This window comes from Marinobacter sp. es.042, assembly GCF_900188315.1.
Taxonomy (GTDB): Bacteria; Pseudomonadota; Gammaproteobacteria; order Pseudomonadales; family Oleiphilaceae; genus Marinobacter.
Genome location: NZ_LT897781.1, coordinates 2,084,829 through 2,107,054 on the forward strand (window position 1 = coordinate 2,084,829; position 22,226 = coordinate 2,107,054).

Here is a 22,226-nt window from a genome sequence, read left to right on the forward strand (position 1 = left end):
GCCTGGTATGGAATTCACCTTCCTCGGCACGTCAGCCGGAACGCCGACAAAATCGCGCAACGTAACCGGTCTGGCGCTGAGCCACGGCGGACCAAAACACTGGTACCTGATCGACTGCGGTGAAGGCACCCAGCACCAGTTGCTGAGAACCCATCATTCCGTGCTGCAGTTGCAGGCGATATTTATCACCCACATCCATGGAGACCATACGTTCGGGCTGCCTGGACTGCTGACCAGCGCCTCCATGCTCGGCCGCACCGCTCCTTTGTATCTGGTTGCACCAAGACCGGTAAAAACCTTCATAGAGGCCGCCATCGGTAATAGTGACTCCAGCCTCAGTTTTGAATTGAGATTTGTCGATTCCGAAGCAGAGAACTTCCATTGGGAAGACGACTCCCTGTCGGTAACTGCAGTCCCCCTGTCCCATCGCGTCTCCTGCCGGGCCTTTGTGTTCACCGAAAAGAATCTGGAACGCCAGCTGGTCCGGGAAAGGCTCGAAGCGGATGGTATTGAGGCCGGTCCCGCCTGGGGTCGCCTGCAACAGGGCGACGACGTGGTATTGGAAGATGGACGACTCGCCCGTTGCGATGATTACACCCGAATTGCCAGAAAACCTCGCAAGGTTATCGTCGCCGGCGACAACGACCAGCCCGACCTGCTTTTGGCAGCGTGCACGGGTGTTCAGGTGGTCATCCACGAAGCGACCTACACCCAGGAAGTCTCTGACCGGGTCGGACCCTGGCCGCAACACAGCTCCGCTGCCCAGGTAGCCCGCTTCGCCGAGGCCGCAGGCGTTCCTACTCTCGTGCTTACCCACTTCAGTTCCCGTTACCAGTTCAATCCGGATGCTCATCCGCACATTGGTGAGATCGAATCCGAAGCCAAAGGCCTCTATCGGGGAAACCTCTATCTGGCAAAGGATTTTGCCTGTTATGAGCTCAACAGGGATCTGATGCTGAAACCCATCGAGCGTCTATAATACAGGCGTGGATTAAACGCGCCGCCCGGGCTTATATGTGTCGCTTTTATAGATTCACTTTGCGTTTGGTGACGTTCGAATTAAACTGCACTCAGGATAAATTGAACAACGATTCACTTTCCACTGCTCAGGAAGGCGGTCAATGACCCGGCTTAACGCAAAACACTCCAGACTCAGCAAGGATGCGGTTGTGGTCGCGCCCGGCCTCATTCCCTGTGGCTGCGTCATAGACAGTGTGGTTCTGGGTAAAAACGGGCTGCGCCTCACCCTGAAGCACTTTTCGTCGCCCGCGGTACTCGACCAGCTGTCATCGTCTGCCGCTGCACAGACCGATCTTCATGTTTTCCTCGATAACGACCGTGAGAAACAGCACCTGCATTATAGAGGCACGGTTCAGGTTGGCCGCACTAGCGGCATTTCGCTGGACATAGCGGGGAACACCGAGGAGCTCAGCAACGACATTGAGTGTTTGTTACAGCACACTGGAACGAATCGGCCTGAAGCCGCGACTCCGGATCCTTCACTGAAACAGCTCTACCACCAGCATTGCCGTCGGCTTCTGGAACAGTTACTTCCGGAATTTGTGGAAGGCACCTTCGAGGGCATTGAAGCCGACCTGGAAGAGGCTGCAGAGCTGCGTGAAATTACCCGGCTCAAGGACATTCGCTTCATTTTCCAGAGTCGCCAGCAACGAATGCTCCAGGATTTCCAGGCGCAGTTCCAGGCCAATCAGGCAACCCTTGAGCCCGCCGCCCAGTCCCGGGCCGGCAACAAGGAGTTGCACCTGCTGCAACAGCACGAGTTCGAGGACTGGCTGGACCTGCAGGCCATCGCCACCCGCGTGAGCAAAGCAAATACCGGCGCCAACTTCCTGCTCAACCAGTTTCTCAACCAGATTTTCTGGCAGGACGTCAACGATGACAACAATCCTCTGACGCCCCGGGCCCTGTGCGTCTGCCTGCAGTATATGGTCGATCATCTGGGCATTGCGCGGGAGCATCGCCTGACCATCTACCGCGCCTGGGAAAATGCTCTGGTCCGGGTCTGGCCCGCGGCCATCCGGTCCCTGATCAATGACTGCCGACGAGCTGGCCTTGAGGCCATAGATATCACCGAGCTGCCCGCAAACTGGTCACTCCGCGACCGTGAGCACGCAACGGACGACTCGGGTTCAGCAACGGCAGCCAAAGAAGACTCATCCGAAGAAACTACGGAAACCAATCACGCCAGGCACGAGGCGTCCGGGTCGCCTTCGGTCGGTCGCTCCCTGTTTCAATTGATGGCACTGGAATCAAACCCCTCGTCTGAAGCTTCAGACTGGGAGGAGCCCAATCCAAGACTTTCGGAAAACCTTCGCTCCCGGCGCCGGGAGCTGCTGGACCGGTTGCACGGCGACGAGCCCGATATGGCGGGACTGCTTCGGGAACTGGCCAACTCGGACTCCGACCTTGCCAGCTCACTGGATCACACGGCCGTTGAGAAGGCCAATCTGGTGGACCGACTTTTCGAGCCTTTGAAAACCCACGATGAACTCTCGGGCTCGCTTCGCCATCAACTGCAAAAGCTTCGACTACCCGTATTCGAAACGCTGGTTGAAACACCGGATTTTCTGAATGCCGGCGACCACCCGGCCAGGGATATCATCAATAACCTGATGCACATCTGTCTTGCCGAGAGAGCCTCAAGCAAGAAGCTGGAAGCAACGGTTGCCGATATCGTCGAGGAGCTGACAGAGATCGAGGTATCGGATCCGGACCTGATGGGAAGCCTGGGCGAACGCCTGAAACAGCTTGTCGAGCGTCAGGATCAATCGTTTCTCCGCAACTCGGAACGGCTGGCAAAAACCCTGGAGGGCAAAGAGCGCCTGCGCCTTACCCGCAAAGAGGCAAGGCAGAGGCTGAACTCGCTCTTGAGCAACAGGCAGGTTCCGAACATTCTGATCCGCATTCTTCAGGCGGGCTGGGAGCAGTTGATCGTCCTGACCATGCTGAGAGAAGGTCCGGAAAGCCGGCATTGTGAGGAACTGCTTGATGTGGTTGCACAGCTCCAGGCCTGGCTTTCGCCTGCCGACACCTCCGAGGAGCTGGCATTTGAGCGGGAGCTGGAGAGCAGCGTCATGCTGCAGTTCATCGAACGGGAGCTGAAAACCGCCGGGGAAGTCTCGCGCGTAAGGCAGGTTATTGACGAGTTATCCGGAATTCTCGAGGGCAACGTGGTAGCAGAAACCACATGGGTTGATGAGTACGGCGACGCCGATGACGCGCCGGCCCCGCTGCCACCGGAGCTTGAAGACAGTCGTTGGGCCTCAAGGGCAAAGGAGATTTCCGTAGGCGACTGGGTTGAGGTTCGTCTGGATACCGGCGACACCCGCCGATTGAGGCTGGTGTGGGGCAGCGAAGATTCACTCCGGTTTGTTTTTCTTTCGCCCAAAGGCATGAGCGAAGTCAGTTACGGGTTTCCAGAGTTTGTGCAGAAACTCTCTGAAGGCGAAGCCTGGCTGGTTGAGAGCGGAGACATCCCATTCCTCGACCAAAGCCTGTTCAGCATCGTTGAAGATGTTTACCGGAAGCTCAATTTTCAAGCAACCCACGATGCCCTGACGGGGTGTATGCACCGCCATGACTTCGAGAAACAGGTTTCTCAGCTGATCAGCATCCTGCCGCCATCTGCTGAAGACCATGCCGCCGCCCTGATGGTTCTCGATGTAGACGAGTTCAGCGTCATCAACGCCTCCTATGGCGCGGAAGCCGGCGACGCCCTGTTGAGGCATGTCGCCGACACACTCCGTAACCAGAGCGAATCCCGATTCGCGGAGTCCCACGTTGGCCGGATCAGCGGCAATGAGTTTGCGGTGCTCATCAATAACATCAGTACAGAAGACTGCCTGGATTTTGCAGAGTCCCTGCGGCGCAACTTCGAGCAACACGTGTTCCGGCACGGGCAGGCGGAATATCGGGCAACCGTCAGCATCAGTATCCGGCCGGTAACCGGGGCGGGACAGTCACCTGGCGACCTTCTCAATCTTGCGAGCCTCTCGCTTAAAGCGGCCAAGAAGCTGGGCGGGAACCGGATTGAACTGGCCAGGGAAAACCGGGACCAATCCCGGATCGGCACCCCCCAATGGGTCACCGAAATAGACCGGACCATCCGTGATGGCAGCCTCTACCTTCGGGCCCAGCCCATCGTTGCCCTTGAACCGGAGGACGGCGAAGGCACGATGTATGAACTCTTGCTCGGCCTGAAAGACAGTTCTGGCAAGGAGATCTCGCCCCAGGGCTATATCGAGGCAGCCGAACAGTTCAAACGCAGCACGCGGGTTGATTTGTGGGTCATTTCCGAAGTGCTGGCGTGGATGCGTGATAATCCCGAGGCGCTCGCCAGGATTGCCACTCTGAACGTTAACCTGTCAGGCTCGTCGTTGAGCGATGACAGCTTCATGCTCGGCCTGGAATCCAATCTCAGGGCGAATCCGAAGCTGGCCCACAAGCTCTGCTTTGAAGTAACCGAGACCTCTGCCGTCGCCAACCTCCATTTCGCCTCGGATTTCATGCGCGAGATGAAGCGGCTGAACTGCCGGTTCGCACTGGATGATTTCGGCACCGGCCTGTCTTCCTATGCGTACCTCCAGAAACTGCCAGTGGACTTCGTGAAAATTGACGGCATATTTGTAAAGGACATGGCAACCAACCTCACGAACTACGCCATGGTGAGGTCGATCAACGAGCTCTGTCATTTTCTGGATCTTCAGACCATCGCCGAATACGTGGAAGACATGGAAATCATGGACACTCTGAAAGAGATCCAGGTGGACTACGCCCAGGGCTTCGCCATTGCCAAGCCGCGCAGGCTGGACAGCCTTGGAACCGTGAATTCCACTCCCCCGGTTTATGCCTACAAGAAATAGCTTTGCTTTTCCCCGTGGCAGGAGTACAGTGGGCCTCGTTGGAAAGATTTAGCAAAGCATTTCATCAATAAGACCGCTCAGCTGTAATAAGTAGCACGTCCTGTTTTTGATCACGCCAGTTTTTTGTTTCCGCATACCGCCGATCAGCCATCAAGAAGATGACGTGACGGCACATTAAATGATTGAAATCAGGAAGAATACTATGTCTACAGTTACCGGCAACGTTAAGTTTTTCAACGAAGCAAAAGGTTTTGGCTTTATCACTCGCGAAAGCGGCCCGGACGTTTTTGTTCACTACAGCGCTATTCAGGGCGGCGGTTTCAAGACTCTGGCTGAAGGCCAGCAGGTCGAGTTCACCGTTACCCAGGGCCAGAAAGGTCCTCAGGCGGAAAACGTTGTCGCTCTGTAAATAACAGACGACACGTTCAGAAAAAGGCAGCTTCGGCTGCCTTTTTTCGTTGTTGCTGCCTGTCGAAACTACAGAATACCTTCCACCGGGATCGTCTCGGTATTTTTTATCTCCCGCAACGCAAAGTTCGAATTCACCTGGGCAATGCCCTGCAGGGTAAAGATTTTTTCGTTCAGGAACCTGTCGTAACTGGCCATATCCGGCACGATTACCCTGAGCACGAAATCAGCATTACCGGTCACCGCAAAGCACTGAAGCACCTCCGGATAACTGCTCACCTGCTGCTCAATCTCCGCCGTGCTGTCGATGTTGTGCCGCAGCAGTGACAGATTGACGAGCACGCACAGCCCCTGACCAATGCGTTCCGGATCCACTCTTGCGCTGTATCCCTGAATCACACCGCTTTCCTCAAGTGTGCGCACCCGGCGCCAGCAAGCAGCCGGTGACAAACCCACCTGTTCGGCCAGTAACTGGTTACTGATGCGCCCATCCTGCTGCAGCACCGATAGGATTTTCCGATCCAGCTTGTCCAGCTCCACCTGTTTCATTTGGTAACACCTGATTTTTATCAAAGGTTCTTTCTCTTTATTGTCTTTTATCAAACATTCTTTCGCAAACCGTGAAAACCTCCCTCCAATAAGCAAGCACCTTTTGCGGACTTCCCTCTAGAATTTTGATCATAAAATCGACAAAAAGGAGGGCGCCATGTCCGCCGATACCCCACAACTCGACGATTACAAACTCGAAGACCGCTACCTGCGAGAATCCGGTCGGGTGTTCCTGACCGGCACACAGGCCCTGGTCCGAATTCCGTTGATGCAGGCTGCCCTGGATCGCAAGCAAGGCCTGAATACCGCCGGCCTGGTCAGTGGCTACCGGGGTTCCCCCCTCGGTGCAGTCGACCAGGCACTCTGGCAGGCGAAAGACCTGCTGGACGAGAACCGAATCGATTTTGTTCCCGCCATCAACGAGGATCTTGCCGCGACGATCATGCTGGGTACCCAGCAGGTAGAAACCGATGAAGACCGTCAGGTAGAGGGCGTATTCGGCCTCTGGTATGGCAAGGGCCCGGGCGTTGACCGAGCCGGCGACGCCCTGAAACATGGCACCACTTACGGATCCTCCCCCCATGGCGGTGTGCTGGTGGTAGCGGGCGACGACCATGGCTGCGTGTCATCGTCCATGCCCCACCAGTCCGATGTGGCGTTCATGAGCTTCTTCATGCCCACCATCAACCCGGCCAACATCGCGGAATACCTGGAATTCGGTCTCTGGGGTTATGCCCTGTCCCGCTACAGTGGCTGCTGGGTCGGCTTCAAGGCCATCTCGGAAACCGTGGAAAGCGCGGCCTCTGTGGAAATTCCGCCAGCACCCGATTTTGTCACTCCGGACGATTTCACCGCGCCGGAAAGCGGCCTCCATTACCGCTGGCCGGATCTGCCCGGCCCCCAACTGGAAACCCGCATCGAACACAAGCTCGCGGCCGTTCAGGCCTTTGCCCGGGCCAACCGCATCGACCGCTGCCTACACGAGAACAAGGAAGCCCGCTTCGGTATTGTCACCACCGGCAAGAGCCATCTGGACTTGCTTGAAGCCCTTGACCTGCTGGGCATTGACGAAGACAAGGCCCGGGACATGGGTCTGGATATCTACAAGGTGGGCATGGTCTGGCCCCTGGAACGCCGCGGCATCCTGGACTTCGTGCACGGCAAGGAAGAAGTCCTGGTGATCGAGGAAAAGCGCGGCATTATCGAGAGTCAGATCAAGGAGTACATGTCCGAGCCGGACCGTCCTGGCGAGGTTCTGATTACCGGCAAACAGGATGAGCTGGGCCGCCCGCTGATCCCGTACGTTGGCGAACTGAGCCCGAAACTGGTTGCCGGCTTCCTGGCAGCCCGTCTGGGTCGCTTCTTCGAGGTGGACTTCAGCGAGCGCATGGCTGAAATCAGTGCCATGACCACTGCCCAGGATCCGGGCGGCGTCAAGCGTATGCCCTATTTCTGCTCGGGCTGCCCACACAACACCTCCACCAAGGTCCCGGAGGGGAGCAAGGCCCTGGCCGGCATTGGCTGTCACTTCATGGCGTCCTGGATGGGCCGGAATACCGAATCCCTCATCCAGATGGGTGGCGAAGGCGTCAACTGGATCGGCAAGAGCCGATACACCGGCAACCCCCACGTATTCCAGAACCTGGGTGAAGGCACCTATTTCCACTCCGGTTCCATGGCTATCCGTCAGGCGGTAGCTGCCGGCATCAACATTACCTACAAGATCCTTTTCAACGACGCCGTCGCCATGACCGGCGGTCAGCCCGTCGACGGGCAGATCACCGTCGACAGGATTGCCCAGCAAATGGCCGCAGAAGGGGTCAATCGGGTTGTTGTTCTCAGCGACGAGCCCGAGAAATACGATGGCCATCATGACCTGTTTCCCAAGGACGTCACCTTCCACGATCGGTCCGAGCTCGACCAGGTGCAGCGGGAATTGCGTGAAATCCCCGGCTGTACCGTACTGATCTACGACCAGACCTGTGCCGCCGAGAAACGCCGCCGTCGCAAGCGCAAGCAGTTCCCGGATCCGGCCAAGCGGGCCTTTATCAACCATCACGTGTGTGAAGGCTGTGGCGACTGCTCGGTGCAGTCCAACTGCCTCTCGGTGGTTCCCCGCAAGACGGAGCTGGGACGCAAGCGGAAGATCGACCAGTCATCCTGCAACAAGGACTTTTCCTGCGTTAACGGTTTCTGCCCAAGCTTCGTGACCATCGAAGGCGGCCAGCTGCGCAAATCCCGCGGCGTTGACACCGGCTCCGTTCTCACCCGCAAGCTGGCTGATATTCCAGCTCCCAAATTGCCTGAACTGACCGGCTCCTATGATCTGCTGGTGGGCGGCGTTGGCGGAACGGGCGTGGTGACGGTCGGCCAGCTGATCACCATGGCGGCCCACCTGGAGTCGCGCGGTGCCTCGGTACTGGATTTCATGGGTTTCGCCCAGAAAGGCGGCACGGTGCTGAGCTACGTTCGTATGGCACCGTCTCCGAACAAGCTCCATCAGGTAAGGATCAGCAATGGTCAGGCCGATGCGGTCATCGCCTGCGATCTGGTCGTAGCGTCCTCCCAGAAGGCCCTGAGCGTTCTCCGGCCAAACCACACCCGGATCGTTGCCAACGAAGCGGAACTGCCTACTGCCGACTACGTGCTCTTCCGCGACGCCGATATGAAGGCCGACAAGCGCCTTGGGCTACTGAAGAACGCCGTGGGAGAGGATCATTTTGATCAGCTGGACGCCAATGGCATCGCCGAAAAGCTGATGGGCGATACCGTGTTCTCCAACGTGATGATGCTCGGTTTTGCCTGGCAGAAAGGCCTGCTGCCCCTGTCCGAAGCGGCTTTGATGAAGGCGATTGAGCTGAACGGCGTCGCCATCGACAGGAACAAGGAAGCCTTCGGCTGGGGACGGCTGTCGGCCGTGGATCCGACCGCAGTCACGGATCTGCTGGATGACAGTAATGCTCAGGTTGTTGAGGTCAAACCCGAACCAACCCTCGACGAGCTCATCAACACCCGGCATAAGCACCTGGTCAACTACCAGAACCAGCGTTGGGCCGACCAATACCGGGACGCAGTCGCAGGGGTCCGGAAGGCTGAGGAGTCCCTCGGTGAAACCAACCTGCTGCTGACTCGTGCAGTGGCCCAGCAGCTGTACCGGTTCATGGCCTACAAGGACGAATACGAAGTCGCGCGACTGTTTGCCGAAACCGACTTCATGAAAGAGGTGAATGAAACCTTCGAGGGTGACTTCAAAGTCCACTTCCATCTGGCCCCGCCCCTGCTTAGCGGCGAGACCGATGCCCAGGGTCGCCCGAAAAAACGCCGGTTCGGCCCCTGGATGTTCCGGGCCTTCCGGCTGCTGGCGAAACTTCGCGGCCTGCGCGGAACCGCCATCGATCCGTTCCGCTATTCTGCCGACCGCAAGCTGGATCGGGCCATGCTGCAGGACTATCAGAGCCTGGTAGACCGGATCGGTCGTGAGCTCAACGCCAGCAACTACGAAACCTTCCTGCAGCTTGCCGAGCTGCCTGCCGATGTCCGCGGGTACGGCCCTGTGCGGGAGCAAGCGGCAGAAAGCATTCGTGAAAAGCAGACTCAGCTGATCAAGGCGCTGGATACCGATCGCCCGACGTTGATTCGCACCCAACAGGCTAACGAGGAGGCCAATCATGTTTGAAGCACTCCAGCCCCTGCCCCAGGATCCGATCCTGCAGTTGATGCAGACCTTCCGTGAAGACGATCGACCGGACAAGGTGGATCTGGGCATCGGTGTCTATAAGGATGACGCCGGCAATACGCCTATCATGGCCGCCGTGCACAAAGCCGAGCGTCGCCTTCTTGAGGGCGAAACCACCAAGAGTTACGTGGGCCCTGCCGGTTCCGCCGGCTTCAACAGCGCAATGGCGGAGCTAATCCTGGGCAGCAACAGCCCACTGGTCCGCGACGGTCGAGTATCGGTCATCCAGACACCGGGCGGCTGCGGCGCCCTGCGTATGGCGGCCGAGTTTCTGCGTCTGTGCAAGGCCGATACAAAAGTCTGGGTCAGCACGCCCACCTGGGCCAACCACTTGCCGTTGCTCGGTGGCGCGGGCCTGACTATTCGCGAATATCCCTACCTCAATCCAGAGACCCTGCAGGTAGACTTCGGCGCCATGCTGGAGACCCTGGAACAGGCGGATGCGGGCGATGTGGTGTTGCTGCACGGATGCTGCCACAACCCATCGGGCGCAGACCTGAGCCTGGCCCAGTGGCAGGAAGTAACCAGCCTGATCCAGCGCAAAGGCCTGCTGCCCTTCGTGGACATGGCCTATCAGGGCCTTGGCGAAGGCCTGGACGCGGATGCAGCTGGCCTGAGGCACCTGGCCAGTGCGGTACCTGAAATGCTGATCGCAGCCTCGTGCTCCAAGAACTTTGGGCTTTATAGAGAGCGCACGGGCGCCCTCGCCCTGATTTCAGGAACGGCGTCCGTGAATGCCGCCGCCACCAGCCAGCTGTTGAGCGTTATCCGGTCACACTATTCGATGCCTCCGGCCCATGGTGCTTCAATCGTGGAGACCGTCCTTGGCGATGACGACCTGCGAGCCCAGTGGCAACAGGAGTTAAACGGTATGTGTGAGCGCATCCTGCATCTGCGTCACGCTTTTGCCGGCGCGCTTTCACCGGTGGGCGACTTCGGCTTCATCGCCCGTCAGCGAGGCATGTTCTCGTTCCTCGGAATCAGTCCGGAGCAGGTGGGCCGGTTACGGAAGGAACACGGCATCTACATGCTGGAAAGCAGCCGCGTAAACGTTGCCGGTTTGAACGACCGCGTCCTGCCACAAGTCGCTTCCGCACTGCGCGAGGTGCTCGGCAAATAAATACTTTTTTCGACAACAACCAATCAATCCGACAAAAACAATTAGCCGGAGAGAAAAATGAGTGAGAGTACCCAACCACACCAGCAGGCCAATAACCTCTGGTCCTCACGGATGGCCTTTATCCTGGCTGCGGCTGGTTCAGCCGTTGGCCTCGGGAACATCTGGAAGTTTCCATACATTACCGGCGAGAACGGCGGCGGCGCCTTCGTTCTGATCTACCTGGCCTGTATCTTCCTGATCGGCGTGCCGGTACTGATTGCCGAGACCATGATTGGTCGGCGCGGCGGGCAGAGTCCGATCGCCACCATGCGTACCCTGACAAAAACCGAAGGCACCGCCAGGGGCTGGAGAGCCATCGGCTGGAACGGGGTAATTGCATCCTTCCTCGTGCTTTCTTTTTACGCCGTGATTGGCGGCTGGGCCCTGGTCTATATCGGCAAGGCCGCAACCGGGCTGTTTACCGGAGCAGATGCCGAAGCCATCGGCGTCCAGTTCGGCGGGCTCCTTGCCAACCCCTGGGAACTGCTAATGTGGCACTCGGTGTTCATGGTGATCGTGGTGTTCATCGTTGGCAGGGGCATTCGCTCGGGGCTTGAGAAAGCTGTGAATATGCTGATGCCACTGTTGTTCGTGCTGTTGGTTGCCATGGTGATCTATGCCATGAACAGCGGCAGCTTTGGCCGGGCCGTGAGTTTCATGTTCTCGCCGGACTTCAGCAAACTGACAACGTCCGGGGTTCTGACCGCCCTGGGACACGCCGCCTTTACCCTGAGCATCGGTATTGGCGTTCTGATGGCCTATGGCTCCTACCTGCCAAAAACCGTAAACATTGCGCGGACCGCCATGACCATTGCCGTCGTGGACACCAGTGTTGCCCTTCTCGCGGGGCTGGCCATCTTTCCGCTGGTATTTGCCAATGGTCTTGAGCCAGGGGCAGGCCCCGGCCTGATCTTCGTCACCCTGCCACTGGCCTTTGGCCAGATGAGTGGTGGTGCATTGTTCGGCACCATTTTCTTCGCCCTGCTACTGGTAGCAGCCATCACCTCGGCCATTTCCATGCTGGAACCGGTGGTCGAATGGCTGGAAGAACACAAAGGCGTTAGTCGAGCGAAAAGCGCCATTGGTGGCGGGCTCGCCATCTGGTTTATCGGTATCGGTACCGTGTTGTCCTTCAACGTCTGGGAAAGTGTGCACCCGCTTGGCTTTATTCCGTTCTTCGAGGGCAAGACGGTCTTCGACCTGCTCGACTTCCTCGTCTCCAACCTGATGATGCCTCTCGGCGGACTCGCCATTGCGCTGTTTGCCGGATGGGCGATGAAACGTGAGAGTCTGCCGGCCGATATTGGTCTGCAAGGAAGCAGCTATAAGGCGTTTATGTTCGTACTCCGGTATCTGACGCCTGCCGGTATCGCCGTGGTTTTCCTTTACAATCTGTTGTAAGACGAATCCGGCCTCTCCAACCGCAAAAGCCCGTTGAACTTCACCGGGCTTTTTTTGACATACCCAACAGGGCACTGCCAATCTGGATTCTGGACAACAGACCCATGTCTGTATCGCATGCGGAAAAGGAGAACTCTTATGTACAGCAAGATCCTCGTTCCGGTCGACCTCGCCCATACCGATAAAATGGTGAAGGCGCTTAATACCTCCATAGATATTGCCAAGCATTACAAGGCTACCCTCTGCTACGTCAGTGTCACCAACAGCACACCGGGAGCGGCCGCCCACAATCCTAAAGAGCTCAGGGAGAAACTCGCCGTCTTCGCGGAGGAGCAGGGGAAATCCCACGGCATCAGTACGGACAGCATCGTCATGGAGACCGCCGATACGGCAGTGGAACTTGAAGACAAGTTGCTTGAAGCTATTAAAACCACAGGTGCAGACCTGGTGGTGATGGCTTCTCATCCGCCGGGAATCGGCGACAGGCTCCACATTCTCCACTCCAACGGCGCCAATATCGTCAGACACAGTGATATTTCGGTATTCGTTGTGCGGTAAAGAAAGCTATCGGTCGACAGGCACTGCAACCCGTATCCTGTCGTTCCTCACCGGAAAAGCATCATCGATAGTTAGCGCCAGAGGCTCACCTCCGAATGCCGCCTGCTCCGGCAGCCCTCGCTGGGCGTGAACGTGCAGGTGGGGCTCTGAACTGTTGCCGGAGTTACCCATTTCTCCCAGAAAACCACCGACATCCACCCGATCGCCAGCAGAGACCGAGACGCTACCTTTCCTAAGATGGGCTAAAATCACGAAGAACTGGCCACAATTGATCGCCACATAATTTCCCGCCATGTGTTCCCGATCCATCACTGGAACCGGCATATCCTCCAGGCCATCGACAACCTTCGCGATCTCCCCATCGCAGGGCGCCAGCACCGGGGTGCCGAACGTTGTAAAACGAGCCGGATCGGCGGGGAGCCAGCCACTCTTGTGAATACCCAGAGGAGAAATGCGGAAAATATCCATCGCCCGGCTTTGCCCCTGCCAGGGTCTGAAACGCTCAACCGCTGTATCCAGTGTTTTCAGGTGCACATTCACCATGGCGTTTGACCCGCCATGGGCCACCAGATAAGTGCCAGGCCCGAACGGCGGTGCAATGTCGACAGTCTCAACCGCCGGCAAAGTCTCCCCCTGATAGGCCATATACGCGATGTACCCACCTAGACAGCCAAGCCCGAACCCGAGGAGGACAAGTAAGGTCTGCCCGGCTGAGACTCGCCAGAAGCCGTTACCTTTGAACCGCCCCTGCCAGAGATGTAACACCACAATGAGTGCGAAAACCCCGTAATAGATATACGGCACCCAGTACGGGGGCATGGTCCAGAGGGCGGCCAGACCGAGACCAATGAGCACTGCTGCAACCGACAGTGCCTGAACGCCGAGTGCAAGCAATCCCCTGGCAGGGAACCGTGCTAACCATACCAACAGGAGAACTGGCAGGGCGATTTGGGTGAGCATGACCATAAGGGACATCAGTCGCTACTCCCGGTGACACTGGCTCGAGGAAACTCTATGTTGCTGATCTCGCCGATGAAAAACGGAAAATAATCGTCCGTGGCAAAGAAATTCCCTGCTTCCACGCGGGTCGGCAAGATAAAGCCCTCGAACTCCCGAAACTCTGACAGGTATCCACCGAACGGCTGCAAGCGATGGACTTTTTCCGCATTCGCATTAGTCCACCGGTCAAAACTCACCTGGAGCGGCCGGCCGTCGTCGGCAACGACAACATCCACTGCCTGCTCCATACCCTCGTGGCGGACAATCACCCTGGCCGTATTTACATCCACAAGCTGCCACGCGACCCCCGAGCCTGGCAGCAGGGCGGCTGGCGTCCAGAAAACCGCCTCTGCCACATAACGGCCGAATGCCGAACGTGTGTGATCCGGGTCGCCGCCCATCCGGGCAACCGGCAACAAGCCCATCAGCCAGAACCTCGTCCAATGGTCCGTATCGGAGCCGGAAACCCGAAGGGCGCCACGGCTGGCACTCATCTTCCAGATAAAGCCTTCGGGCACGGTCAGCATCTGTGTGGCCTGCATGTCCATGTAGTGGGGCGATTCCCGATTGCCCATGCCGAATTTTCCGGTCATTAATATCCGGGCGACAGTATAAAGCGGTGTACCGGGCTGAATGGTGTATCGGAAATACCGCCGGGCGGGCTCCGGCAGTCCCTCAAGGAGAGAAAGATCGAACCGTTCCGGTGAAGCTGGCTGCAGAGCCGCCAACTTCACCATGGCGGCTTGGTCCGCATTGTGGTCGGCCTGTCGCCAGAACCACAGAGCTAAAGTGACCGCAACCACCAGAATCAACAGGATCAGGAAAAAGATTTTCATGTAAGCTATGCTCCGTAGCAGTCATTGTCCCTGCCCTGTCCGCATCCAGTCTTGTTCCAGATCAATGAACGTGGCTGGCCGACTCACTGTCCGTCTGAAAGGTTTTATGAAAGTACCGAAGAGATTACAACCACTTGTCGATGACGGCATGGTGGACGAAGTGCTCTACCAGCTCATGAGCGGCAAGGAAGCACAGGTTTATGTGGTGCGTTGTGGCGATCAGACACGATGCGCCAAAGTCTTCAAGGAAGCCTCCAAGCGAAGCTTCAAGCAGGCGGTGGAATACCAGGAAGGCCGCAAGGTACGGAACAGCCGGCGCGCCCGGGCCATGAGCAAAAAAACCAAATACGGCCAGAAGGAACAGGAAGATGCCTGGCTCAACGCCGAGGTGGATGCCCTGTACCGGCTTGCCGCCGCCGGTGTCCGGGTTCCCGAGCCTCTGGGCTTCGTGGACGGTGTGCTGTTGATGGAACTGGTGGCGGACGAAGATGGCAAGGCTGCACCCAGGCTGGATGATGTCATCCTGTCCCCGGAACAGGCCCGCGACTTCCACGATCAGGTCATCCGAGAGGTTGTCCGTATGTTGAGTGCCGGTCTGATCCATGGGGATCTGTCGGAATTCAATGTTCTGGTCGATGCCAGCGGACCTGTCATTATTGATCTTCCCCAGGCCGTCAATGCCTCCGGGAATAACAACGCGGAACGCATGCTGGAGCGCGACGTCGACAATATGCGCCGCTATTTCGGTCGCTTCGCGCCGGAACTGCTGAACACCGATTATGGCAAGGAGATCTGGGCGCTCTACGAGTCCGGCGACCTGCACCCGGACAGCAAGCTCACAGGCTGCTTCCAGCACGATGATACCGCTGCCAACGTCGACGAACTGATGGAAATCATCGATGCGGCAAAAGAGGAAGAGTGGGAGCGACAGGAACGGATGAAGGACGCCGAGGAGGACTGACGCCTTAGCCGGTGCTGGTCAGCCGGCAGACGTGGTTTTCTCTTCGCTGATCATTGCTGACATCAACTGCTGTTCTTTCGGCCCGGGTAGAACGCCCGTTAATGTGGCTTCGATAACCGGCTCACCATGCTGATTCGATAGCACCGCTTCGGCCCGGGCCCGATTCCTTGCATCCACTTCGGTGATGGTGAAGACACAGGTGATGGTATCGCCGAAATACACTGGCCGACGGAAACGAAAATTCATCCCTGACGCCAGCCAGCCAATCTGCCCACCCACTTCCGTGATCATCCCGCCAACCAGCAAGCCATGGCAGATCTTGCCCTGCAGGTTCTTGGCCTGGGCAAACTCATCGCTGTAGTGAACCGGATTCTGATCGCGGCTGATTTCGCCAAAGGAAAGGGTCTCATCCTCGGTGAACGTTCGTACCAGGGTAAACGAGTCGCCGGCTTTCAGGCCGGCAATGGCTCTGTTTCGAATATCAGACATGGTATCGGTCCCCGATCGCTCAGCCGGTTACAGGTACCGACCGCCAGACCCTATGGCGACCACAATCAGGCCGAGAATCAGATTGATACCGACCAGGCGGCGAATCTTTCCCACCTGAACACCACCAGCCTGCGGATCCTTGGCTGCAACCGCCTGCTTGAGCCGTCGGAAAGGCGCAAAATACACGTGGAAGTAGAGCAGCATCATCACCAGCCCGAGCGTCTGCATGGCATGAATATGCCAGCCAGCGCCCGCCATACCGCCAAACACACTGAAAATCATCCAGTAGCCGGTCACCAGGAGCAACACAACAGAGAGCCAAACCCAGCGGAAGAACCGGTCGAGCGTCTTCGACCACAGAAGGCCACGCTGGGAAGCCTCCACCACCTCAACCACGGCCGGACGCATCGCCATATAAGCGAAGAACATACCACCAACCCAGATAACCGCGGACAACACGTGCAGTGCAATTGCCAGACTCATAAAACTACCCCTTGATTTGGCCTTCAGATGGTTTCCAGTTCTACCCGGTTTCGGCCTCCGGTTTTACCACGGTAAAGAGCTTCATCAGCTCTGCTGACCGCCGCACTCAGGTCCTCACCAGTTCGAAGTTCACTTACGCCAATGCTGATCGTAACGTCAATATCACCGCCGCTAATTGCACGCCAATCCCTGGCCAAAAACGCCTTTCTTATCCGCTCAGCGCTTGCTTGCGCTTTAAAGGCGTCCGTATCAGGAAGAATGACCAGAAACTCCTCACCGCCCCATCGACCGATCAGATCCTGAGCCCTTAATTCTTCTCGAATCACATCGGCAACGCAGCCTAGTACCCTGTCGCCGGTCTCATGACCGCAGGCGTCATTAATCGACTTGAAATGATCGACATCCAGCAGGAGGAAACCTACCGGGTGCCCGCTGCGCTGGAACCGCGAGACTTCTTTTTCAGCCAGGTAGGTCATATGACGGCGATTGAAAAGCCCGGTCAATGAATCCGTTGTTGCCATTTCGCGAAGCTTGCGCTGGGCGGAAACAACCATTCTGAGGTAATAGGAAGCCAGGTAACTGAACATTGCAAACACCACGCTCAGATTGAACAGATGGACTATGTTCAGGGCCGCCTGAGGAATCGGCTGCAAAGGTTCGACGTACCACATCAACGCATCAAGCGCGACGTAGTAACCCCAGAGAGCAAGCAGCGCATAGACCGCCCACCTGCGGGACGCGGAAACGCAGATCGCTGGTATGAACATCAGAAGGTAATAGTGGAAACCGCTCTCCCAGCCAATCAGAACGATACCCAGGCCGGCATGTCCGAGCACTTCCGCCCAGATGAGTACGATCGCAATCCTGTTTTTTTGATATTTGAGTGCGTAGTAGGCACCGGCATACATGGCCACGCTTACCACGTTTATCCATGCCAGAATCGGCGAACCCAGTGCATGAAAAAGAAAGAAAAAGATGACATCCACAGTTCCGGCGATCTGGGCACATCGCATGGCCAAACGCCAGAACTGGGGCCTGCGCTCCCGCTCAGGCTCATAATTCATTGGAGCACTCGCACTTTTCATCGACAGCAGAATTCCTTTTTAGGTAACAAGAGTACTCGTTAAAACAGAATCCTGCCTTACTCCGTTGCAAACAAATGAAAATGTTTTCAGGATCACCACGGCAGCTCGTCGCCGTTGCTGTGCCAGAACGATCCGGTATTCTCCAGGGTCAGGCCATCAATCCGCTCTGCCAGGCCTTTTGCCGATTCTTCCGGAGTAATCAACCCACCAAAATTCACCATCCGGGTCTGAACATAACCTGGGTGCAGCTGGGCCACGGCGATACCCCGCGGTTTCAGATCCATCGCGAGGGACTTGCCGAAGGCATTCAACGCTGCCTTTGAAGCACGGTAACCGTAGCGGCCGCCTGAGTCGTTGTCGGCGATAGAGCCCATGCGGCTGGTAATGTTCGCGATTTTGCCTCCAGAGGGGATTTTTTCGAACAAAGCTTCAGCCAACCTCAGGGGCGCATAGGCGTTGATCTCCATCTGCGTGCGGATCGAATCGAAATCGATACTGCCCAGCTTCTCGTCCTGCAGCAGCCCCGCATTATTGATCAGCAGATCGATAGGTTGGCCCTCAAGACCGGCCAAAAGCCTTTCAACGCCAGCATCGGTGGTCACGTCAACGCCGTCGATGACCCGCTCGGCAACCTCGTCCAGCTCCGGCGAGGATTGCCGACACACACCGATGACTGAACAACCGCGGCGCGCATACAGCCGCGCAAGCTCCAGACCAATACCCCGGTTTGCACCGGTAATCAGAATAATGGAATTCTCGGACATATCAGCCTCCTAAACGATCAATGCGGTTCATGCAGCTTCACATCCCCTGCAATCGAGAACAACCAGCAATACGGGACCTGCCTGCGTGCAGATCCAATTTTTCTGTAAGATACGGGGTAATTCAATCAATGGTCGCTGGGAGCAGCATGTCAGCAGCACTTGTTTTCGCAGTCTTTGCAGTGACACTAATCGCAGGATCCGTTTTCTACCTTTTCTTCTACCGCTCCTGGCGGCGAGAACGGACCCTGAAAGGCCCCTTCCCAGCCCCCTGGCGGCGACAACTCGAAACCAGCGTTCCGCTTTACCGAAGACTTCCTGCCACATTGAAGCGCGCGTTAGAGCAAAGGATTCAACTTTTCCTCTCTGAGAAGGAATTTTACGGCTGTGACGGCTTCGAAGTGGATGACAATGTCAGGGTCACCATTGCCGGCCATGCCTGCTTACTCATTCTTGCCCGCCCATACTCGGATTTTGATGAGGTAAGCAGCATTCTGGTCTATCCCGACGCCTACCATGTCAGAGACATCGAAAGCGACGGACTGGTTGTCAGCGAGAGTAATGAAATCCGGGCCGGAGAAGCCTCAAGCCGCGGCCAGGTGGTGCTGGCCTGGAAGGAATGTGAGGAGGCCGCCGAAAATCCGCACAGCAGTCACAACGTGATACTCCATGAGTTTGCCCACCAGCTGGATTATCTGGACGGCACCGCGGACGGTGCGCCGCCCCTGGGCGGAGAACAGGCCAGGCACTGGCAAAGTTCGATGACCAGGGCCTATGAAGATCTGAGGCATTCTCTTCAGTACCACCATAAACCGTGGCTTGATCCCTACGGCGCAACCGAACCGGCGGAATTTTTCGCGGTCCTGACCGAAGCGTTTTTCCAGCAGCCGGGCCATCTCAAGCACGAGCAACCCGAGGTTTATAAGGCCCTGCAGAATTACTACAGACTGGATCCGACGAATCTGTAAGTAGCGGTTGTGGTCCTCGATTCTCTGGTTCACTATGAAAGAAAGCCAAAGTCCAGGGAGACAGGTTTATGCCAGTCATTGGTTGGGTATTCCTTTTACTCGCTATGGCGCTGGTCGTCGGCAGCCTCCTGATGCTGCGAGATAGTGCGAACAAATTTCCAATCTCCGACGAGAAAATGCGGAAGATCCAGGCGCGGAAAGCCGAAGTTGAGGCGGAAGAGAGCGCTGAAGACAGAGAGTCGTAACGACCTGCACTTACCCGCCCCATGAATCTTTGGTGACGATTCAAATCCTGTTGACGTATGTCACTCTGAATTCCTGCCCGCCCCGCATACTGTAAGGATAGTTACCCCTCAGGAAAGGAGATCCCTGAATGGCCAGATCCAACCACACCCGAAAGCTCGGCTCGAAGCTCACGCCCCATATTGAAGCCCTGGGAAAGCAGAACGTCGATGTGACACCCGACGCCTCCTCGAGGCACCTTCACAACGGAATAGACACTCCCCTGCCACCGGCAGACCTGCACGGCAGCTATACCAACAACCGGCCGCTTCCCACAGAGGGTGTTGCGGAGCGCCGGGCGTGGATTATCGGTGGCGGCATTGCGGGCCTGTCTGCGGCCTTTTTTCTCATTCGCGACGGACATATGCCCGCGGGCAACATCACCTTTCTCGAGGAACAGGACGTAGAAGGTGGTTCGCTGGATGGCGCCGGTAATGCCGAGGACGGATATATCGTCCGGGGAGGTCGTGAAATGGAGATGACCTACCAGAACTTCTGGGATGTTTTCTCGGAAATACCTGCGCTCGAACTGCCTGCCCCATTCACGGTGCTGGATGAGTACCGCACCGTGAACGATGCCGACAAGAACTGGTCGAAAGCCCGGCTCCTGGAAAACCAGGGACAGATCAAAGACTTCTCCACCATGGATCTTACCAGGCGCCAGCAACTTGAGATCATCCGGCTGCTATTGGCCCGGAAAGAGGACCTGGACGACATCACGGTTGAGCAATGGTTCAGCGAGGGTTTTCTGAGCACCAATTTCTACACTTTCTGGCGCACCATGTTTGCGTTTCAGAACTGGCACTCGGTGCTTGAAATGAAGCTCTACATGCATCGTTTCCTGCATTTGATGGACGGACTGAACGACATGACGTCTCTGGTTTTCCCGAAATATAACCAGTACGACAGCTTCGTCAGGCCTCTCATGAAATGGCTCAAAGACCAGGGTGTTAGTACCCAGTACAACATGACCGTCACGGACCTGGATATGAAGAGCGGGGATGGCACCAGAACCGTCAAGACCATCCAATGCCGCTGCGCAGAAGGGGACAAGACCTTCAATGTCGGCGCACGTGATCTGGTGTTCGTTACAACCGGCTCAATGACCGAGGATACCGCCTACGGCGATGACGATAACGCTCCGAGGTTGAAAGATAGTGACAAGGCAGGCCAAGGATCCGGCTGGCAACTCTGGAGGAATCTGGCCGAGAAATCCGACGTCTTCGGCCGGCCAGACAAATTCTGCGGAGACATACCCCGCTCAACCTGGGAATCAGTGACGCTTACCTGCAAACCCTCTCCTCTGATGGAAAAGCTCAAAGAGCTGTCGGTTAATGACCCTTATTCCGGGTTCACGGCTACTGGCGGAATTGTCACCTTTACAGATTCCGCCTGGCTGATGAGCTTCACCTGCAACCGCCAGCCACACTTCCCCGACCAGCCTGACGACGTGATTGTGTTGTGGACCTATGCTTTGTTGATGGATAAACCCGGCGACTACGTCAACAAGACGATGCCCGAGTGTACCGGCAAAGAGGTGTTGATTGAGTTGTGCTACCACCTGGGCCTGAAGGACCACATAGAAGAAATACTGGCTGCCACAAAAACCCGCATTGCGCTGATGCCCTACATCACGTCTCAGTTCATGCCAAGGGCCAAAGGCGACCGTCCTCAAGTCGTCCCTTCAGGCTGCACCAATCTCGCCTGCATCGGGCAGTTCGTGGAGACTCATAACGACGTTGTGTTCACACTGGAAAGCTCGGTGCGAACCGCCCGCATTGGGGCTTACAGCCTTCTGGGCATAAAAAAACAGGTTCCTGATATTTATCCGGGACAATACGATATACGGCGTTTGCTTAGGGCAACCAGAACCCTTAACAGCAACGAGGCGTTTCTGGGTGAGGGTATTCTGCGCCGCCTGTTGGGCGGCACTTACTTTGAAAGTATTCTGCCACTTGGTCCTGGTGAAGACCCGGCCGATTTGCACAAAGCCGGTCTGTTCGAAAACCAGTTACAGGCTATCCGCCAACTGGTGGAAGAAAACCACACCCTCGACGATGCCAAAGGGTGGGTTCAGGGCATTCTGGACAAACTTCGCGGGCGAGGCTGAGACAGCGGTCAGTCGCCGCTGTGATCCATGTCATGACCGGAATGATTCATCTTCTGGTCGTTCATCATGGTTTGCCCGTCCAGCGGCGCAACATTCAGTTCAACTTGCATATCTTCCGCGCCATCAAAGCTCAGGGTCAGCGGAATGCTCTCACCCTCGCGCAACGGGCTTTTCAGTTTTTCCAGCATCAGGTGAAAACTGTGGGGCTTCAACTCCACGGTGGTACCCGCCGGTATGGGGAGCCCGCCTTTGACCGGCGCCATCCGCATCACACCATCGTGCATGCTGGTCTCATGGATCGAAACGTTACCCGCCCTCGGGGTTGCAGCCCCAACCAGGGTGATATCACTGCCACCACTGTTCGAGATGCTCATGTAGCCCACTCCCATGGGTGTGCCGGGCGGTGTAGGCCGGCTCCAGGGATGCTCGACCTTGACCGGGCCATGGCTGTACTCATTGGCAAATGCTGTCGGGGCAACCAGGGCCAGGGCCAGCACAAACACGCTCAGGCAATACTTCATGTCCAGTGTTCCTTGTCGATGGTTCAAAGCCAAAGGA

General features: G+C 56.9%; 19 protein-coding genes. 11 read left to right on the forward strand and 8 right to left on the reverse strand.

The window, feature by feature from the left end; genetic code table 11:
* Positions 1-7: 7 nt before the first annotated feature.
* The 3 genes from CFB02_RS09800 to CFB02_RS09810 all read left to right on the forward strand — a co-directional run bounded on the left by CFB02_RS09800 (position 8) and on the right by CFB02_RS09810 (position 5,292).
* Complete coding sequence (locus CFB02_RS09800) at positions 8-979, forward strand: ribonuclease Z (protein WP_088557860.1); 972 nt, start codon at positions 8-10, stop codon at positions 977-979.
* A 142-nt stretch (positions 980-1,121) separates the two neighbouring features.
* Positions 1,122-4,883 (forward strand): DUF1631 family protein, encoded by a 3,762-nt coding sequence (locus CFB02_RS09805; protein ID WP_088557861.1) that lies wholly within the window; start codon positions 1,122-1,124, stop codon positions 4,881-4,883.
* 202 nt (positions 4,884-5,085) lie between these two features.
* The gene (locus CFB02_RS09810) at positions 5,086-5,292 is read left to right on the forward strand and encodes a cold-shock protein (RefSeq protein WP_008176018.1); all 207 of its coding nucleotides are present in this window, start codon (positions 5,086-5,088) and stop codon (positions 5,290-5,292) included.
* A gap of 68 nt (positions 5,293-5,360) precedes the next feature.
* On the opposite strand, the gene CFB02_RS09815 is transcribed toward CFB02_RS09810, so the two are convergent.
* Positions 5,361-5,840 (reverse strand): Lrp/AsnC family transcriptional regulator, encoded by a 480-nt coding sequence (locus CFB02_RS09815; RefSeq protein WP_088557862.1) that lies wholly within the window; start codon positions 5,838-5,840, stop codon positions 5,361-5,363.
* A 157-nt stretch (positions 5,841-5,997) separates the two neighbouring features.
* Between CFB02_RS09815 and CFB02_RS09820 the strand changes: the two genes are divergently transcribed.
* The 4 genes from CFB02_RS09820 to CFB02_RS09835 all read left to right on the forward strand — a co-directional run bounded on the left by CFB02_RS09820 (position 5,998) and on the right by CFB02_RS09835 (position 12,694).
* Positions 5,998-9,516 carry an indolepyruvate ferredoxin oxidoreductase family protein gene (locus CFB02_RS09820; RefSeq protein WP_088557863.1) on the forward strand — a complete coding sequence of 1,173 codons (3,519 nt, stop codon included), beginning with the start codon at positions 5,998-6,000 and terminating at the stop codon, positions 9,514-9,516.
* Positions 9,509-10,696, forward strand: coding sequence for an aromatic amino acid transaminase (locus CFB02_RS09825; RefSeq protein ID WP_088557864.1), 1,188 nt, complete (start codon positions 9,509-9,511; stop codon positions 10,694-10,696). Before CFB02_RS09820 ends, CFB02_RS09825 begins: the two co-directional genes overlap by 8 nt.
* A 57-nt stretch (positions 10,697-10,753) precedes the next feature.
* Positions 10,754-12,136, forward strand: coding sequence for a sodium-dependent transporter (locus tag CFB02_RS09830; RefSeq protein ID WP_088557865.1), 1,383 nt, complete (start codon positions 10,754-10,756; stop codon positions 12,134-12,136).
* 138 nt (positions 12,137-12,274) lie between these two features.
* On the forward strand, positions 12,275-12,694 hold the full coding sequence (locus CFB02_RS09835; RefSeq protein ID WP_088557866.1) for a universal stress protein: 420 nt from the start codon (positions 12,275-12,277) through the stop codon (positions 12,692-12,694).
* Positions 12,695-12,700: 6 nt separating this feature from the next.
* On the opposite strand, the gene CFB02_RS09840 is transcribed toward CFB02_RS09835, so the two are convergent.
* Positions 12,701-13,669 carry a M23 family metallopeptidase gene (locus CFB02_RS09840; RefSeq protein WP_088557867.1) on the reverse strand — a complete coding sequence of 323 codons (969 nt, stop codon included), beginning with the start codon at positions 13,667-13,669 and terminating at the stop codon, positions 12,701-12,703.
* On the reverse strand, positions 13,669-14,529 hold the full coding sequence (locus tag CFB02_RS09845; protein ID WP_088557868.1) for a DUF6544 family protein: 861 nt from the start codon (positions 14,527-14,529) through the stop codon (positions 13,669-13,671). Before CFB02_RS09845 ends, CFB02_RS09840 begins: the two co-directional genes overlap by 1 nt.
* Positions 14,530-14,635: 106 nt before the next feature.
* Here CFB02_RS09845 and CFB02_RS09850 point away from each other — a divergent pair, with 106 nt between their 5' ends.
* Positions 14,636-15,490, forward strand: a complete 855-nt coding sequence (locus CFB02_RS09850) for a PA4780 family RIO1-like protein kinase (RefSeq protein WP_088559211.1) — start codon at positions 14,636-14,638, stop codon at positions 15,488-15,490.
* A gap of 18 nt (positions 15,491-15,508) precedes the next feature.
* On the opposite strand, the gene CFB02_RS09855 is transcribed toward CFB02_RS09850, so the two are convergent.
* From CFB02_RS09855 to CFB02_RS09870, 4 genes are all read right to left on the reverse strand, one after another.
* Complete coding sequence (locus tag CFB02_RS09855) at positions 15,509-15,979, reverse strand: MaoC family dehydratase (RefSeq protein WP_088557869.1); 471 nt, start codon at positions 15,977-15,979, stop codon at positions 15,509-15,511.
* A gap of 27 nt (positions 15,980-16,006) precedes the next feature.
* Positions 16,007-16,462, reverse strand: a complete 456-nt coding sequence (locus CFB02_RS09860) for a CopD family protein (RefSeq protein WP_088557870.1) — start codon at positions 16,460-16,462, stop codon at positions 16,007-16,009.
* Between the two features lie 23 nt (positions 16,463-16,485).
* A complete protein-coding gene (locus tag CFB02_RS09865) occupies positions 16,486-17,526 on the reverse strand; it encodes a GGDEF domain-containing protein (RefSeq protein WP_088557871.1) in 1,041 nt (346 codons plus the stop codon).
* A 113-nt stretch (positions 17,527-17,639) separates the two neighbouring features.
* Complete coding sequence (locus CFB02_RS09870; RefSeq protein WP_088557872.1) at positions 17,640-18,311, reverse strand: SDR family oxidoreductase; 672 nt, start codon at positions 18,309-18,311, stop codon at positions 17,640-17,642.
* A 146-nt stretch (positions 18,312-18,457) separates the two neighbouring features.
* Here CFB02_RS09870 and CFB02_RS09875 point away from each other — a divergent pair, with 146 nt between their 5' ends.
* From CFB02_RS09875 to CFB02_RS09885, 3 genes are all read left to right on the forward strand, one after another.
* The gene (locus tag CFB02_RS09875) at positions 18,458-19,276 is read left to right on the forward strand and encodes a zinc-dependent peptidase (RefSeq protein ID WP_088557873.1); all 819 of its coding nucleotides are present in this window, start codon (positions 18,458-18,460) and stop codon (positions 19,274-19,276) included.
* Positions 19,277-19,344: 68 nt separating this feature from the next.
* Positions 19,345-19,521, forward strand: a complete 177-nt coding sequence (locus CFB02_RS09880; RefSeq protein WP_088557874.1) for a DUF2897 family protein — start codon at positions 19,345-19,347, stop codon at positions 19,519-19,521.
* Positions 19,522-19,649: 128 nt separating this feature from the next.
* Positions 19,650-21,668, forward strand: a complete 2,019-nt coding sequence (locus CFB02_RS09885; RefSeq protein ID WP_088557875.1) for an oleate hydratase — start codon at positions 19,650-19,652, stop codon at positions 21,666-21,668.
* An 8-nt stretch (positions 21,669-21,676) separates the two neighbouring features.
* Here CFB02_RS09885 and CFB02_RS09890 read toward each other — a convergent pair whose 3' ends face one another.
* Positions 21,677-22,189 carry a copper chaperone PCu(A)C gene (locus CFB02_RS09890; RefSeq protein WP_088557876.1) on the reverse strand — a complete coding sequence of 171 codons (513 nt, stop codon included), beginning with the start codon at positions 22,187-22,189 and terminating at the stop codon, positions 21,677-21,679.
* Positions 22,190-22,226 lie beyond the last annotated feature (37 nt).